Source organism: Microvirga vignae, from assembly GCF_001017175.1.
GTDB lineage: Bacteria > Pseudomonadota > Alphaproteobacteria > Rhizobiales > Beijerinckiaceae > Microvirga > Microvirga vignae.
Genome location: NZ_LCYG01000042.1, coordinates 168,936 through 185,218, shown reverse-complemented (window position 1 = coordinate 185,218; position 16,283 = coordinate 168,936). Strand labels below are relative to the sequence as shown.

Below are 16,283 nucleotides of genomic sequence, written 5' to 3'. Positions count from 1 at the left end.
GTTGGATGCGGAAAACCGGGTCCACTTTTCACTGACGTGGCCCTGCGGGTCGCTGACGCGGCCCTTCGGGTCGGCACAATACGCTAGTTCGACACCACTTTCGGCTTGTCGAGCACGCGCAGCACACGAGCGAGCTCGTGCCCACGTTTGAGGATCAGGCCTGTCGAGACAATCACCGAATAGGCGCCTTGCTTCTTCGCGAGCTTGGGATCCTTTTCAATGCGATAAAGAGGCATTTCCGAGGTGCGTCGGTAGATCGAGAAAACCGCCTTGTCGGGCGTGAAGTCGATGGCGTAATCCCGCCATTCGCCGGCGGCCACCATGCGGCCATAGAGATTGAGAATGGTCTGCAACTCGCTACGGTCGAAGGCCACCTGTTTCGGCGCGGCGGGGAAGGGCAGGATATGAGCCGAGCCCTGCATCGAGCCGCCGCGCAGCGACTCTGAGACGTCACCCTCGCTCATGAAATCTCCCATCATTGGTTCACTTAAACCTGATGATGGGTCCGGCTAAGGAATCGATCAAGCCGTCGCGGTGAAATGAATCACCGCTTCTTTTGCAAATCTTATTCCTGCCGCAATCGCGCCCCTAAGGTGCCTCACTGGGTACGGTAAATACTCAAGTTGCCTCGACGGCCCGGTTCGACCATCGGCTTGGACACGTCAGCCCCCCAGCCCTCCAGGCTTTTGGAGAGCCGGGCCACAACCCTCGAGACATCGGCCGCCTTTCCAGGCGGCCTTTTTCTTTTCAGAACCCCGACAGAACGATCTTGCCCTTGGCGCGGTTGCTTTCGATGAAAGCGTGAGCCCGCTTGAGATTGGCTGCATTGATCGGGCCCAGCACGTCGGCGAGCGTCGTTCTGATGGTGCCAGCATCCACGAGGCGCGAGGCCTCGCTCAGGATCTCATGCTGTCGCTCCATGTCCACCGTCTGGAAGGTCGAGCGGGTGAACATGGATTCCCAATGAATTGAAACGCTCTTGCCTTTTAACAGGCTGATATCGATCGGCGTCTTCGGATCGTCGATCAGGGCGAAACGTCCCTGCGGGGCAATGACCTTCGCGATTTCCGGGAAATGCGCATCCGTATGCGTGATCGAGAACGCGAAGGCCGGAGCGCCAATCCCCAAAGCCTCTACCTGTTCGGCAAGGGGCTTGGCATGGTCGATCACGTGATGCGCGCCGAGTTCGCGGGCCCAGGCTTGTGTTTCCGGGCGCGAGGCGGTGGCGATCACCGTCACGTCCGTGAGCCTGCGCGCGAGCTGCACGGCAATGGAGCCCACACCACCGGCTGCGCCGACGATCAGGATGGCATTGGCGGCGCCCTTCACCGGGCGCTTGATGTCGAGACGGTCGAACAGGGTTTCCCAGGCCGTGAGGGTGGTCAGCGGAAGGGCGGCGGCCTCCTCGAAGCTCAAGGATTTGGGCTTTGCGCCCACGAGGCGCTCATCCACCAGATGAAACTCGGCATTGGTGCCCGAGCGGGTGATGGCGCCTGCATAGAACACCTCATCGCCCGGCTTGAACAGCGAAACATCCGATCCCACCGCCCGGACGATGCCGGAGGCGTCGTAGCCCAGAACCTTGTAGGCACCCGGTTCGGGCGCCGCCCGCATGCGCACCTTGGTATCCACGGGATTCACAGACACCGCCTTGATCTCGACCAGAAGATCCCGCGCGCCTGGTTCCGGGCGGGGCAGCTCGATATCGGCCAGGGAGGCTTCGTCTGTAATGGCTAAGGATTGCTGGTAACCAACCGCGCGCATGGCATGTCTCCTTTTTGGTAGAGACATAGTTGAGCATAGGGATTAAGCTCGCAAGAACGCACAATTAAAGCCCATAGTGTCAAAAAGGATACCGTGATGCCGCGTGCCGTGAAGAAGGCCCAAACCTCGACCGGCTGCTCCGTCGAGCGGGCTCTGAGCCTCATCGACGGCAAGTGGAAGATCGTGATCCTCTACAAGCTGCTGCGGGGAACCTTGCGGTTCAACGAGTTGCGTCGCCTCATCCCCGGCGTGACGCAGCGCATGCTCACCCATCAGCTGCGTGAACTGGAGGCCGATGGGCTGATCGTCCGCGTGGTTTACGCGCAGGTTCCGCCGCGAGTCGAATATTCGCTGTCCACGCGGGGGCAAAGCTTGGAGCCTGTGCTTCTGGCCCTAAAACATTGGGGAGACACGAATCTGTCGTCTCGAGAGGCCGAGGCAGCATAAAATTGCTGTGTGCTGCAGAAACTTAACCCTGCCATGTGCAGAACCGCATGGTTTTGTTGCGCGACCTGGTACTCTGTGGCAACGCTCCCGCAACGATCATAAGAGGATACGCGCATGAAGCTGGAAACGCCGACCAGCGGAAGCGAACTGACGGCCGAGGCCGTTGCGGTTCTGGAAGCCGGACACAAAGCCATTCCACCCACCTTTGTCCGCGATCTTTATGGGCGCGTGCCACCCGAAGATCTCGCCGCCTATTCGCCATCAGCCCTGGCGGAGTTGGCCGCAGCAGCTTATGAGCATCTCAAAGCGCCGCGTGTGGGCGGTGGCGAGGATATCCGCCTCATCGATCTGGAAGTTGAGCGCCAAGGCCGCCGCCGCGATGTGACGATTCTCGAAATCGTCAACGACAACATGCCCTTCCTGCTCGATTCGACCCTCGCCGAGCTGGTCGATGAAGGCTACGACCCCTACCTCGTGGCGCACCCGATTCTCGCGGTGGAGCGCGATGCCAATGGCGGCCTCGTTCGCCTCGTCGGCGAGGCCACGGCGGCCGTCCGCCATGGCGTGAAGCGCGAGAGCTTCATTCACGTTCATCTGCCACGCATCGACGATGTCGAGACCCGCAGCCGCCTGATCGAAGCCATGCGCCGCGTCCACAAGGACGTGTCGCTCGCCGTGCACGACTGGCCCGGCATGCGCGCCCGCCTGACCGAAATCGTTCACAACTACCGGCTCAACCCGCCGCCGCTTCCGGATGACGAGGTGAGGGAAGCGGTGGCTTTCCTCGACTGGATTGCGCGCGACAACTTCACGTTCTTAGGTCTTCGCGAATATCGCCTGCCCAAGGACGACACGGCTGCCGATCCGGTGGAAGGATCGGGCCTCGGCCTCCTGCGCGATCCGAGCGTGCGCGTGCTGCGCCGTGGCCGCGAGCTCGTGGCGATGACGCCGGAAATCCGCGCCTTCCTCGCCCAGCCCAAGGCGCTCATCATCACCAAGGCTAACGTCAAATCCCGCGTCCATCGCCGCGCGCACCTCGATTATATCGGTGTCAAGCTCTTCGATGCGGACGGCAGGCTGCAAGGCGAGCTGCGCATCGTCGGCCTCTTCACGGCAAGCGCCTATACCAACACCACGGCGGAGGTGCCGTATCTGCGCCACAAGGTGGCGAAGGTGATCGCCCGCGCCGGCTTCGATCCTGCGAGCTACTCGGGACGCGGGCTTCTCAACGTTCTCGAGAATTATCCGCGCGACGAGCTGTTCCAGATCGACGAGGAAACGCTCTACCACTTTGCAATCGACATCATGAGCCTCTCGGAGCGTCCGCGCGTGCGGGCGCTGGCGCGTGCGGATGAATTCGATCGCTTCGTGTCCGTTATGGTCTTCGTGCCGAAGGACCGCTACGACACGGGCGTTCGCCTGCGCATCGGCCAGTTCCTTGCCGGCATCTACGAGGGACGCGTCTCAGCCTCTTATCCCGCCTATCCGGAAGGCCCGCTGGCGCGCACTCATTACATCATCGGGCGCGACGAGGGGCACACGCCGCAGGTTTCCCGCGACACGCTGGAAAAAGGCATTTCGAGCATCGTGCGCACTTGGGGCGATGCCCTGCGCGATGAGCTCGACGAAGCCATCGGCGGCGCTCGCGCCCGTGCCTTGGCCGCTCGCTATGCCGATGCCTTCAGTGCCGCCTATCGCGAAGCCTTCGGAGCAGAGCACGCCATCGCGGATATCGCGCTCCTGGAGCAGCTCTCCGAGGCGCGCCCCCGTGCGGTCGATCTCTATCGCCGCGAGGGCGATGACGAGACCCGCGTCAATCTGAAGGTTTTCTCGCGCGGCGCGGCTCTGCCGCTCTCCGACCGTGTGCCGCTGCTCGAAAACCTCGGCTTCCGCGTCGTGAACGAGCGAACCTATCGCGTGGTCTCGGCCGGCGTGACCGGCACGGACCGCGTGTGGCTCCATGATATGGCGCTGGAGCGCTCGGCCGGCGGCGCGATCAAGAGTGACGAGATCCAGACGCTCATCGAAGCAGCTCTGCTTGCTCTGTTCCGGGGCCTTGCGGAATCGGATGGCTTCAACCGTCTCGTGCTCGAAGCGGGTCTCGGTTGGCGCGATGTGGCGATGGTGAGGACGCTCGGCCGATACTTACGCCAGATTCAGGTGACTTATGCGCAGGATTACCTGGCGAGCACGCTCGCCCGTCATCCCGACATCACCAAGAACATCGTGAAGCTCTTCTACTCGCGTTTCGATCCACGCCATGAAGACAAGAGCTCGGGCAAGGATTCGAGGGCGAAGTCAGAAGCCGCCATCCGTGCCGGCATCGAAGAGCAGCTGAAGGCCGTCACGAGCCTGGACGATGACCGGATTCTCCGCCGCTTCATCAACCTGATCGAAGCCGCCATCCGCACCAACTTCTTCCAGCTCGAAGGCAACGGCCTGCCGCGCCAGACCATCGCGTTCAAGTTCGAATGTGCGAAGGTGGAAGGTCTGCCGCTGCCGAAGCCCCTTTATGAGATCTTCGTCTATTCGCCGCGTGTCGAAGGCGTGCACCTGCGCTACGGCAAGGTGGCACGCGGCGGTCTGCGCTGGTCCGACCGTCCGCAGGATTTCCGCACCGAGGTGCTGGGCCTCGTGAAGGCGCAGCAGGTGAAGAACGCCGTGATCGTGCCGGTCGGTGCGAAAGGCGGCTTCGTGCCGAAGCAGTTACCGCCGGCAAGCGACCGGCAGGCTTGGCTCGCGGAAGGCACGGAGAGCTATCGCATCTTCGTGCGCACGCTCCTGCAGCTCACCGACAATATCGAAGGCGATCACGTGGTGCCGCCCGCGGATACCGTGCGCCACGATGGGGACGATCCCTATCTCGTGGTCGCCGCCGACAAGGGCACGGCCACCTTCTCCGACACGGCGAATGCGCTCTCCATCGAGAAGGGCCACTGGCTCGGCGATGCCTTCGCATCGGGCGGCAGCCAGGGCTATGACCACAAGAAGATGGGCATCACGGCTCGCGGCGCATGGGAGGCGGTGAAGCGCCACTTCCGCGAGATAGACATCGACATCCAGAAAGAGCCTGTCACGGTGGCGGGCGTGGGCGACATGTCGGGCGACGTGTTCGGCAACGGCATGCTGCTGTCACGGGCCCTGAAGCTCGTGGCAGCCTTCGACCACCGCGACATCTTCCTCGATCCGAATCCGGATCCGGAATTGTCGTTCAAGGAGCGCGAGCGCCTGTTCAATTTAGCCCGTTCGAGCTGGCAGGATTACGACAAGTCGCTCATCTCCAATGGCGGCGGCGTGTTCTCGCGCAGTGCGAAGTCGATCCCGCTCTCAGCCGAAGTGCAGGCGCTGCTCGATCTCGACAAGGCTGAGGCGACGCCTGCCGAGGTGATGACTGCTGTCCTGAAAGCCAATGTGGGCCTTCTCTGGTTCGGCGGCATCGGCACCTATATCCGGGCGTCTTCTGAAACCGACGAGCAGGTGGGCGACCGCGCCAACGACGCCATCCGCATCACCGGCGCGGATGTGCGGGCCAAGGTGGTGGGCGAGGGAGCGAACCTCGGTGCCACGCAGCGCGGACGCATCGAGGCGGCGCAGAACGGCGTACGCCTCAATACGGATGCCATCGACAATTCGGCGGGCGTCAACACCTCGGACGTGGAGGTGAACATCAAGATCGCGCTCACCACGCCTGAGCGCGATGGACGCCTCAGCCAAGAGGCGCGCAATCAGCTTCTCGCCGACATGACGGATGAAGTCGCGGGCCTCGTGCTCCGCAACAACTACCTGCAGAGTCTGGCGCTCTCGCTCTCCGAGCAGCGCGGGGTCGCCGATCTCGGCTTCGCGCGCCGTCTCATGCAGATGCTAGAGGCCCAAGGCCGTCTCAACCGCAAGGTGGAATACCTGCCCGACGACGCGACTCTCACCGAGCGCGCCCGCCGTGGCGAGGCGCTCACCCGTCCGGAACTCGCCGTGCTGCTTGCCTATGCCAAGCTCTCGCTGCACGACGAACTGCTCGACAGCGCCGTTCCGGACGATCCCTATCTCGGCAAGGAGCTGGAGCGCTATTTCCCGGCCGCCATGCGTGAGCGTTTCCCGGATGCGATTGCGAGCCACCGTCTGCGCCGCGAGATCATCGCAACGCAGCTCGCCAACGCGATCATCAACAGGGGCGGTCCCACCATGGTGGCGCGTCTCGTGGATCAGACCGGGGCTGACGCGCCGACGATTGCGGCGGCTTATGCGGCAACCCGCGATTCCTTCGGCCTGACCGACATGAACAACGCCATCGATGCGCTCGATGGCGTGGTGCCGGGCAAGCTGCAGCTGCGCCTCTATGGCGAGCTGCAGGATCTGCTCATGAACCGCATCGTATGGTTCATCCGCAATGTGGATTTCGCCACCCATTCCCTCGACACGATCATCGGCACCTATCAGGCCGGCATTGCGGAGGTCGAGCGCAGTCTCCAGAAAACCCTTTCTCCTGAGGCGCATGAGGCTTGGAACGCACGGATAAAGGCGCTGGTCGATCAGGGCACGCCCGAGGCGCTGGCGCGTCGCATCGCAGCCCTGCCGGATCTCGTGGCAGCTCCCGATATCGCGCTCACCGCGCAGAAGACGGGCAAGCCCGTCGGCGACATTGCGTGCACTCACTTTGCCCTCGAAGCCGCGTTCCGTCTCGGCTCGCTCATCGGGGCAGCGCGCGAGATCTCCGTCAGCGACTACTTCGACCGCCTTGCGCTTGATCGTGCCGTCGACAGCATCGCCTATGCTCATCGCGGCCTCACGGCGGAAGTTGCCGTGCATGATCTCTCCGGCGCGGATGCTGTTCATGCCTGGAGCGAAAAGCGGGGTGCGGATGTCAGCCGCATCAGAAGCGCAGTAGACAGCATCGTTTCTTCGGGTCTAACGCTGTCGAAGATCACCGTGGCGGCGAGCCTGCTCGGCGATCTCGCAAGAACAGGCTAAAAGCGCGAGGCGCATGGTGACAGGAATAGATCGGTGAGCGGGAGCGAGCTTCGGATCAAGCCCGCCATGGCATCGCGCCCCGCCATCTTAGGCTGGCTCCTGTTCGATTGGGCCTGCCAGCCTTTCTTCACCCTCGTCACCACCTTCGTCTTCGCGCCGTATTTCGCGGCGTCCCTCGCGCCCGATCCGGTCACAGGCCAGAGCCTCTGGGGCTATGCGACGGCGGCAGCGGGCTTTGCGCTTGCCATCCTCTCGCCGGTCCTAGGCTCGGTGGCCGACGCGACGGGGCCGAAGAAGCCCTGGATCGCCGCTTGCGGCCTCGTGCTGTTCGTGGCCTCCTTCGCCCTCTGGTATGCCGCGCCGGGCCAGCCTCACGACATTTCCATCGCGCTTCTCGGCTTCGCCTTCGCGACGGTCGCCGTCGAAGTCGCTGCCGTGTTCAACAATGCGATGATCCCGCATCTCGTGCCGCCCGAGCGCTTCGGACGCCTCTCCGGCACCGGCTGGGCCGTCGGTTATCTCGGCGGATTGGTCTCGCTCGTCATCGTGCTGGGATTTCTCGCCGCCGATGCGGGCAGCGGCAAGACGGTGCTCGGCTTCACGCCGCTCTTCGGGCTCGATCCCGCGCAACGTGAGGGAGACCGGATCACAGGCCCGTTCTCGGCCCTGTGGTTTCTCGTTTTCATCCTGCCGCTCTTCCTCTTCACGCCTGACATCGCCCGCTCCAAGCTGCGTTTGGGAGAGGCCGTGAAACAGGGGTTGGTGCAGGTGAAAAACACGCTCGTCGATGCACAGCGGCATGAGGGCGTGCTGCGCTTTCTCATCGCCAACATGGTCTATCAGGATGCACTCGTTGCGCTCTTCGCCTTCGGCGGAATCTACGGGGCGGGGGTATTCGGCTGGCAGGCGACGGAACTCGGCCTCTTCGGCATCCTGCTCACCATCACCGGGACAATGGGCGCACTGATCGGCGGGCGTCTCGATGATCGCTTCGGCGCGAAGCCCGTGATCTTGAGCGCGATTCTCGTGCTCGCGCTCGTCTGCGTCGGCGTGCTGTCTCTGGGGCGCGAGCACATCCTCTTCGTCATTCCTACGGCGGCCGCGGGCGAAGGTCTTTATGCCAGCGCACCGGAAAAGCTCTTCCTAGCTCTCGGCCTTGTCATCGGATCCGTGGCCGGACCGCTGCAGGCTTCCTCACGCAGCATGCTGGCGCGGCTCGTGCCCGCACGCGAGGCCGGCCGTTATTTCGGATTGTTAGCGCTTTCCGGCAAAGTCACGTCCTTCCTCGCGCCGCTCGCCGTTGCGGTGGCGACCGCGACCTTCCGGACGCAAGCGGCAGGGCCAGCGGTGCTGATCCTGTTCCTGTTCGTGGGCTTCGCGTTACTGAGCGGCGTGAAGAAGGCGTGAGCCCTTATTCGAGCGTCACCGCCGTGCCGCTCACCGTCACCATCATCATGCCTTCGTTCTTGCCGATGGCGCCGTAATCCATGTGGACGCCGACGATGGCATGGGCGCCGAGGCGCTGCGCCTCGTCGATCATCTCGCGGATCGCCGTATCGCGCCCGTCGCGCAGCACGCGTTCGTAAGAGCCCGAGCGCCCACCCACCACGTCGCGGATGGAGGCGAAGAAATCACGGAAGACATTCGCGCCGAGAATGGCCTCCCCCGAAACGATTCCGCGGTAAGCGGCAATCCGGCGGCCTTCGACACTGGGCGTGGTGGTGATGATCATCAGGGTCTCCTCAGGTGGAGACCCTGATGTGGGGATTGGTTCTCAGTGACGGAAGTGGCGGTAGCCGGTGAAGACCATGGCAAGGCCCGCCTCGTCGGCGGCCTTGATCACCTCGTCGTCGCGCATGGAGCCGCCGGGCTGGATCACGGCGGTGGCGCCGGCTTCGGCTGCGGCGAGCAGGCCGTCCGCGAAGGGGAAGAAGGCGTCTGAAGCCACGACAGAACCCTTGGCGAGAGTTTCCGGCAGGTTGGCTGCTTTTGCTGCTTCCGCGGCCTTCCAGGCGGCGATGCGGGAGGAATCGACGCGGCTCATCTGACCTGCGCCGATGCCGACGGTGGCGAGGTCCTTGGCGTAGACGATGGCGTTGGACTTCACGTGCTTGGCGACGCGGAAGGCAAAGCGCAGATCGGCGAGCTCGCGCTCGGTGGGGGCACGCTTTGTCACCACCTTCAGATCCATGGCATCGACCACGGCGTTATCGCGCGACTGCGCCAGGAAGCCGCCCGCCACCGTGCGCAGCGTCAATCCCTCCTGACGCGGATCCGGCAGGCCGCCCGCGAGCAGGAGGCGCAGGTTCTTCTTGGCGGCGACGATGGCGATGGCCTCTTCGCTCGCGTCAGGCGCAATGATTACTTCGGTGAAGATCTCGGTGATGGCCTTCGCCGCTTCCGCATCGAGCGGGCGGTTCATGGCGACGATGCCGCCGAAGGCCGAGACCGGGTCGCAGCGAAGCGCCTTCTCATAGGCCTCGCGGAGCGTCGTGCCCTCCGCCACGCCGCAGGGATTGGCGTGCTTGACGATGACGATCGCGGCTGAGCGCTCGGGCAGGAACTCGGCCACGGCCTCATAGGCCGCGTCGGTGTCGTTGATGTTGTTGTAGGAAAGCTGCTTGCCCTGCACCTGGCGGGCCGTGGCGACACCCGGGCGCTGCTCGGGCGTGCGGTAGAAGGCGGCGCTCTGGTGCGGGTTTTCGCCGTAGCGCATCACCTCGGCAAGCGCGCCGCCGAGCGCCCGGAAGGGGGGCGTCTCCTCACCGAGCTCGGCCGCGAACCAGTTCGAGATCGCCGCGTCGTAGGCGGCTGTCCGGGCATAGGCTTTCTGGGCGAGGCGGCGGCGAAGCGTGTATGTCACCGCGCCGTTATGAGCCGAGAGATCGTCGAGAACGGCGGCATAGTCTGCGCCGTCCACCACCACGGCCACGTCGCCGTGGTTCTTGGCCGCCGCGCGGATCATGGCCGGTCCCCCGATATCGATGTTCTCGATGCAATCGTCATAAGGTTTCCCCGCCGCGACCGTGGCCTCGAAGGGGTAGAGGTTCACCACCAGCAGGTCGATGGGCTGGATGCCATGGGCCAGCATGGCCGCCTGGTGCTCGGGGTTGGCGCGGATGCCGAGAAGGCCGCCATGGACGGACGGATGCAGGGTCTTCACGCGCCCGTCCATCATCTCGGGGAAGCCCGTGAGGTCGCTCACGTCCTTCACGGGCAGGCCCGCCTCGCTCAGCGCCTTATGCGTGCCGCCGGTGGAGACCAGCTCGATACCCCGCTCGGACAGCGCCCGGGCGAAGTCCACGAGACCCGTCTTGTCGGATACGGAAAGCAGAGCGCGGGAAACGCGCTTCGGATCGCTCGGCATGGCGGCTGCTCCATGAAGGGTAAAAGATGCGGGCGCGATAGCACGGCCGGCTAAGGATGGGAACCGGGGAGGCTAGGGTTTCAGCCATTCCCCTTTTGCCTGTGGGGTGCAATGAGCCGAGGTGCTTGGAGCTGCTCGCCTTTATATGTCTGCTATACAGTACCAATTGCTGAGGGGTTTGCGGATGAAGCGCCGTTGAACTGGAATTTGGCTTGGGTTGCTTCTCATCTCCAGCGTCTCGGGGATCGGACTGGGGCAGGAAGTGCCTTTGAAGCTCTATTTGACCTGCTCGATTGCTCCGGAGTGCCAGGAGACCCCGACATCATATCCAGATGTGGCCGACATCCTCCCTGATGAAAAGTTGGAGTAGCCATTCTCAAGGAGCACTATGGGGCGAAAGTCCTGAGGCGTTATGAGCCAAATGAGGCGAAGTTCGACAGCCGTCGAGAAGGGTGGTGCATTAGCCGCAAGTATCCCGAAGGGATTGTGCGCCCGAAAGGCCGTGGGCACCCTTACGCCTGCCTCTCAAAAAGGGCGGGCGAGCCACTTTCATCGGCATCAGCGTTCGAGGTGTCCGAGACAGTCCCATTGTACGAATGGCCTTATCGGAAATGGCTACAAAGAGTGATCTCCAGTTCCACAACGGCCAAAGGTGCTATTCTTTCGCCCCCGCCAGAGATGGTCAGTGAGGGAGGAGCAGATGCCGTTCTACCTGACCCGGTTCAGTTACACGCCAGGAACATGGGCGAAGCTCATCAAGAACCCCGAGGACCGCCGAGCGGCAGCCAAGGAGTACATCGAAGCGGTCGGCGGAAGGTTGCACGGCTTCTGGTATGCCTTCGGGGATCACGACGGATACACCTTGTGGGAGGCTCCGGATAACGTCTCGATGGCAGCCACGGCGCTCGCGATTGGCGCTGGCGGAGCGCTAAGCTCGATCCAGACGACGGTCTTGTTGACTGTTGAGGAGACACTTGCAGCCATGCAAAAGGCCTCATCGATTACGTATCGGCCGCCGGGAGACAAGGCATAGCGCATTCAGCCGTTAGGTATCGCTTCTCGGACCTGATCGAAAAAACGGGTGTTCCCGATTCCATAGACGGCCCTGTCGGAATACGGCTTGCCGTTATGCCGACTTGGGGCAGAGGCAAGGGACTTGAAACCCCCACGTGGCATAGTCAGCGGGTCGCCAAGCCTGCGTTCAGATCGGCTCTGGCGTAGCCTCTGCCGACTGACCCGGATTGAACGTGCGGGCCAAGCGCTCGAAGCGCCAGCGGACGGAAGGAGTCTCGCTCGGGCGGATGCTGAGCACGATCTGCTCGGTGCGACGCATGCCGTCGGGGGCGGCGAGGAACACGCTGTCCTCCACATGGGCCCCGACCGGGACGGCGGTGAACTGCCAAGCCTCCTGGTTCGGCAGAACGAGCATGACGACCCGCCCGCCTTGGGCGCGGCTCGCCTTGATGCCGGGGGCGAGATGGAAGCGGATGACGGCTTCCGCCGAGGAGGCGCCTGTGCCTTCGCCCCAGAACACGTCCTCACCTTCCAGGATGTTGCCCTTGGGGGAAAGCTGCAGCCGCCGCTCGTGGGTCAGGCCGAAGCGCTCGCGGTAGCCGTCGTGGCTGGCGGTGAGAACTTGCGCATGCTCGCGCTCGCTGCGCTCCGAGGCGATCCGCTCGGGGCCGCTCAGCACCACGGGCCCGATGCGGCGCAAGAGCCAACGTGCGACCCGGCGGTTCAGCCAATTGCCCCGGTCGCCCACCATCTGGCAGGACGAGATGTCGTTGATCGAGGCGGTCGAATGAGCCGCCGTCGAGCGCGACGCCTGGATGATCGTGTCGCCCGCGATCCGCGGCGTGCCGCAATTGACCACGATGCGCTGCGAAGCGCTGGAGAACTCGAAGGAGAGGCAGCTTGCGCCGGCTTCGGTCGACAGATAGGTCGGCGGCGGCGCGCCCACATCCACCACCAGCAGGGTGCGGCCGGCCTCCATGCGCTCGTAGCCGGTATGCGGCGCGTGCTGGATCGGCTGGCTGCGCATGTCGTCATAGGTGAGCAGCGTCGCGAGGTGATCCGCCGCCGTCACACCCATGCCGTTGAAATGCGAGAGCGTGCCGTCACCATGCCGGAACATACGCACCATGGGCAGCATGCGGTCGATGGCGTTGAGGAGCGCCTCCGGCGTATCGACCTCACGGCTCGCGAACATCTGGCGCAAGGGCAGGAGATCGAACAGAAGATCGACGATGATGCGCGGGTTGCGGCTCGCATGTCCGCCATCGGCGAGAATCTGGCGTTCCAGCTCGCGCGCGAGCAGACGGCTTGCGCGTCGCAGGTGCCGGTCGAGACCTTCGCAGCACAAGCCCGCATAGCACAGCGCAATCGCCGCCATCAGTTGTTTCTGCGGCAGAGCGCCGGATCGCACGTGCCGTTCCAACTCGCGCACATGCTGGCCCAGCAGGCGCAGGAAGCGTTGGTAGAAAGCGTGATCCGCACCCTCCAGGATCAGCGGCGATTGGCTGATGAAGGACATGAGACGGCGCGCGATGATCTGCGTATCGCAGGCAACGCTCCTGTCGCCGAATTTCGAGGAGACGAATTCGTCCACCAGCGAGCGTGCATTGGCCTGGGCGAGTGCGGTGCCCGCCGCGCGCAGATGGCGCAGCCAGCCGAAACCATAGAGCGCCTCGGCCCATGCCTTGCTCGGTGGCGTGAAAGCGAAGGGCGAGCGTCCGCTCGTGGTGATGGCGCGGCCTGCAAAAGCGAAGAAGCCGGAATAGATATCGGTGGCGATGGTGGGATCGGCCGTGCGCAGATCCTGCGGCGCGAAGAGCAGGCGCGTCGGACTCGGCGTTCCTACGAACACCTTGGATAGGCTCCAGACCATTCCTCCACGCATGGCGCGGCCTGCCTCGGATAAGGCAAGCTTGTAGAGACGCCAGCGATCTGGCCCGAAATCCACCCGTGGCGCTCCTTCAAGTCATGTTCGTCCGCGCCAGCATAGAGGGGAGTTCCTGCTGACTGGTTAACAACACGTAAGCACCCGCTGTTTTGATTGGTTTAAACAGCGACTGTCCTCAGGATGAGGACAGAGCAAAACACGCGAGAATCAAGAAGCCTTCACAAATCGTGCGACATAGAAGCCGTCGAGTCCGCTGCGCTCGTGCTCAGGGGAAACGAGATGGCAGGGCAGGGTGCGCACATCTCCTTCTGGCGTGAGGCATTGGTCAAGACCCCCGATCTCATCCGCCCTGATGGGCTGACGCACAAATTCAGGGTGACGGGCGAGGAAGCCTTCCGCCTGACGTTCGCCTTCTTCGGCTTCGAGCGAGCAGGTGCAATAGACCAAGCGTCCGCCGGGCTTGAGCAGGCTTGCCGCCTTGTCGAGCAGGCGCGTCTGCAGCCCGGAGAGCTTGCGGATGTCCTCTTCGCTCTTGGTCCAGGCGACATCCGGATGGCGGCGGATGGTACCGGTGGCGGAGCAGGGCGCATCCAGCAGGATCGCGTCGAACGGCGCTTCATCGAGCTTTTCCGCATCGATGGCGCGGGTTGCGGCCTTGAGGTTCAGGCGCGCGAGGTTCTCTTCCAGCCGCTTCAGGCGCTTCGCAGAACGATCCACCGCCAGCACCTCGGCTCCGGCTGCCGCGAGTTGCGCCGTCTTGCCCCCAGGCGCGGCGCAAAGATCGGCGATGCGCTCGTTGGGCTTGGCGTGAAGCAGACGTGCGGGAAGAGCTGCGGCGGCATCCTGTACCCACCATGCACCCTCATCGAAGCCCGGCAGATCGCGGATCGCGGTGCGTTCCACGAGGCGGATACTGCCCGTGGGCAGAAAAATGCCGCCAAGACGCTCGGCCCACCCGGCTGCATCGCCTTTCACGGAAATGTCCACCGAGGCCATGGAGCGATGGGCTTCGGCGATCTTCGTCGCAAGCTCCTCGCCATATTGCGCCACCCAGCGCTCTTCGAGCCAAGTGGGTGTGTCGAGCCAGGATTCCTGCTGAGAGAGGATCATGTCGCGTTCGCGCGCCACGCGTCGCAGCACGGCATTGATGAAGCCGCCCGCGTGACCCAGCTTCGCATCCTCCTGCGCCAGCCGCACGGCGCTGTCCACGGCGGCATGGTCCGGCACGTCGAGGAAGAGGATCTGCGCGGCGCCGATGGCGAGAAGATGGAGGAGGCGCTCATCCTTCGGCCCGCGGTTGAGCCGCTCGTTGAGCGCGCGTCCCAAGGTGCCGAGGCGGCGGAAGGTGACGATGGCAATGGCCCGCGCCAGGGCCTCGTCGCGCGGGGAGAGGTTCTCCTTCGGGGAAAGCTCTTCCAGTACGTCGTCGAGCGGCACGCGCCGCTTCATGGTTTCCGTCACCGCCATCCAGGCGAGGCGACGGGGGCCGAGGCCCACCTGATCATCCGATTGATTCAAAACACTTAACCCCAAGGTCCGCGGCGGGGCGGCTGGCCCCAGGGACTCGATGAACTCTGCACGAAGAAGCCGGGTTGCGGCGCTGCTCCCATCTCCTGCGCCAAAGCGTGCAGCGCCGCAATCCTGTTTTCCGTCGCCGGATGGGTGGAGAACAGATTGTCCATGCCGTGGCCGGAGAGCGGATTGATGATGAAAAGCGGCGCGGTGGCCGGATGACGCTCTGCATCCATGTTGGGCACATGGGCCACGCCGCCCGCGATCTTCGCCAGCGCCGAGGCGAGCGAAAGAGGCTGGCCGCAGATCTCGGCGCCCATCCGATCGGCGTCATATTCGCGCGAGCGGCTGATCGCCATCTGGATGATCATGGCCGCAAAGGGAGCAATGAGAATGGTCGCCAGCATCACGATGGGATTGGGTCTGTCATCGCCGCGCCCACCGAAGAGGAAACCGAACTGGGCGAGCGTCGCGATCGCGCCCGCAATCGTGGCGCTGACCGTCATGATCAACGTGTCGCGATTCTTGATATGGGCCAGCTCGTGGGCCATCACGCCCGCGATCTCGTCATGGGAAAGCATGTCGAGAAGGCCTGTCGTGGCAGCCACCGCTGCGTTTTCCGGGTTGCGCCCGGTGGCAAAGGCATTGGGCTGCGGGTTCTCGATGATATAGACCCGCGGCATCGGCAGGTTCGCATTGCGGGCGAGATCACCCACCATATGGACCAACTCCGGTGCGGTTCTCTCATCCACCTCGATGGCATGGTGGGCGGCAAGCGCCAGCCGGTCGGAGTTCCAATAGGCAAAGAGGTTGGTCGCCAGGCCCAGGCCCAGCGCGATCATCATGCCGGTCGCGCCGCCCAGCATGTAGCCGACAACGCCAAACAGGGCCATGAGGCCTGCTAGCAGCATTCCGGTCTTGACGGTGTTCATCGGGGTCTCCACCTCGAGAAGGACTTCATCCGTTTGAATCTTCATGTGGGAATGGTCCAGCTCTCGACCAAGAGTGCCCTCGACCAGGGATACCCTCTCCCATGAGGGTCAAGGAGCTGATAAAGGCCTGTCATGAACACCAGCGACATCCCCGAAAAGACTCTGGCTCCTGCCCTCGAAGGGGCTGCGCCCGGAAAAACCCTCTCGCCTGCGGCCCGGCGGGCCCTGGAAGAGGCTGCCCGGCGGCGGCAGGAGATCGATGCCCGCGCGGCGGAAATCGCCAGGGAGAAAGAGCACCAGGGCCGCGGCGGTCTGGAGCCCGTGCGCTACGATGATTGGGAGGTGAAAGGCCTCGCCAGCGACTTTTAAGTTATTGTATCCAGGCGCACCCCCG

Annotated in this window: 12 protein-coding genes; 5 read left to right on the top strand and 7 right to left on the bottom strand. The window is 63.8% G+C overall.

Annotated elements, in window-relative coordinates; translation table 11 throughout:
- Positions 1-83: 83 nt before the first annotated feature.
- Together AA309_RS16855 and AA309_RS16850 are read right to left on the bottom strand one after the other, a co-directional pair.
- Positions 84-464, bottom strand: a complete 381-nt coding sequence (locus AA309_RS16855; RefSeq protein ID WP_047190257.1) for a DUF2794 domain-containing protein — start codon at positions 462-464, stop codon at positions 84-86.
- 283 nt (positions 465-747) lie between these two features.
- The gene (locus tag AA309_RS16850; RefSeq protein WP_047190168.1) at positions 748-1,764 is read right to left on the bottom strand and encodes a zinc-binding alcohol dehydrogenase family protein; all 1,017 of its coding nucleotides are present in this window, start codon (positions 1,762-1,764) and stop codon (positions 748-750) included.
- 96 nt (positions 1,765-1,860) lie between these two features.
- Here AA309_RS16850 and AA309_RS16845 point away from each other — a divergent pair, with 96 nt between their 5' ends.
- The 3 genes from AA309_RS16845 to AA309_RS16835 all read left to right on the top strand — a co-directional run bounded on the left by AA309_RS16845 (position 1,861) and on the right by AA309_RS16835 (position 8,583).
- Positions 1,861-2,211, top strand: a complete 351-nt coding sequence (locus AA309_RS16845; protein WP_047190167.1) for a winged helix-turn-helix transcriptional regulator — start codon at positions 1,861-1,863, stop codon at positions 2,209-2,211.
- A gap of 114 nt (positions 2,212-2,325) precedes the next feature.
- A complete protein-coding gene (locus tag AA309_RS16840; RefSeq protein ID WP_047190166.1) occupies positions 2,326-7,176 on the top strand; it encodes an NAD-glutamate dehydrogenase in 4,851 nt (1,616 codons plus the stop codon).
- Between the two features lie 66 nt (positions 7,177-7,242).
- Entirely contained in the window at positions 7,243-8,583 is a 1,341-nt protein-coding gene (locus AA309_RS16835) for an MFS transporter (RefSeq protein WP_047190165.1), read from the top strand.
- Positions 8,584-8,587: 4 nt separating this feature from the next.
- Here the strand turns inward: AA309_RS16835 and AA309_RS16830 are convergent, their stop codons facing one another.
- Entirely contained in the window at positions 8,588-8,908 is a 321-nt protein-coding gene (locus AA309_RS16830) for a heavy metal-binding domain-containing protein (protein WP_047190164.1), read from the bottom strand.
- 42 nt (positions 8,909-8,950) lie between these two features.
- Positions 8,951-10,543 (bottom strand): bifunctional phosphoribosylaminoimidazolecarboxamide formyltransferase/IMP cyclohydrolase, encoded by a 1,593-nt coding sequence (gene purH / locus AA309_RS16825; RefSeq protein WP_047190163.1) that lies wholly within the window; start codon positions 10,541-10,543, stop codon positions 8,951-8,953.
- Positions 10,544-11,243: 700 nt separating this feature from the next.
- On the opposite strand from purH, the gene AA309_RS16820 reads away from it, so the two are divergent.
- Positions 11,244-11,576: a GYD domain-containing protein gene (locus tag AA309_RS16820; RefSeq protein WP_047190162.1), complete on the top strand. Its 333-nt coding sequence runs from the start codon at positions 11,244-11,246 to the stop codon at positions 11,574-11,576.
- Positions 11,577-11,744: 168 nt separating this feature from the next.
- On the opposite strand, the gene AA309_RS16815 is transcribed toward AA309_RS16820, so the two are convergent.
- The 3 genes from AA309_RS16815 to htpX all read right to left on the bottom strand — a co-directional run bounded on the left by AA309_RS16815 (position 11,745) and on the right by htpX (position 15,889).
- Complete coding sequence (locus AA309_RS16815) at positions 11,745-13,505, bottom strand: heparinase II/III family protein (RefSeq protein WP_047190161.1); 1,761 nt, start codon at positions 13,503-13,505, stop codon at positions 11,745-11,747.
- 147 nt (positions 13,506-13,652) lie between these two features.
- Positions 13,653-14,963: an RsmB/NOP family class I SAM-dependent RNA methyltransferase gene (locus tag AA309_RS16810; RefSeq protein WP_047190160.1), complete on the bottom strand. Its 1,311-nt coding sequence runs from the start codon at positions 14,961-14,963 to the stop codon at positions 13,653-13,655.
- Positions 14,964-14,968: 5 nt separating this feature from the next.
- Positions 14,969-15,889, bottom strand: a complete 921-nt coding sequence (htpX, locus tag AA309_RS16805; protein ID WP_047190256.1) for a zinc metalloprotease HtpX — start codon at positions 15,887-15,889, stop codon at positions 14,969-14,971.
- A gap of 132 nt (positions 15,890-16,021) precedes the next feature.
- Here htpX and AA309_RS16800 point away from each other — a divergent pair, with 132 nt between their 5' ends.
- Complete coding sequence (locus AA309_RS16800) at positions 16,022-16,258, top strand: DUF1674 domain-containing protein (RefSeq protein WP_047190159.1); 237 nt, start codon at positions 16,022-16,024, stop codon at positions 16,256-16,258.
- The last annotated feature ends 25 nt before the right edge of the window (positions 16,259-16,283 follow it).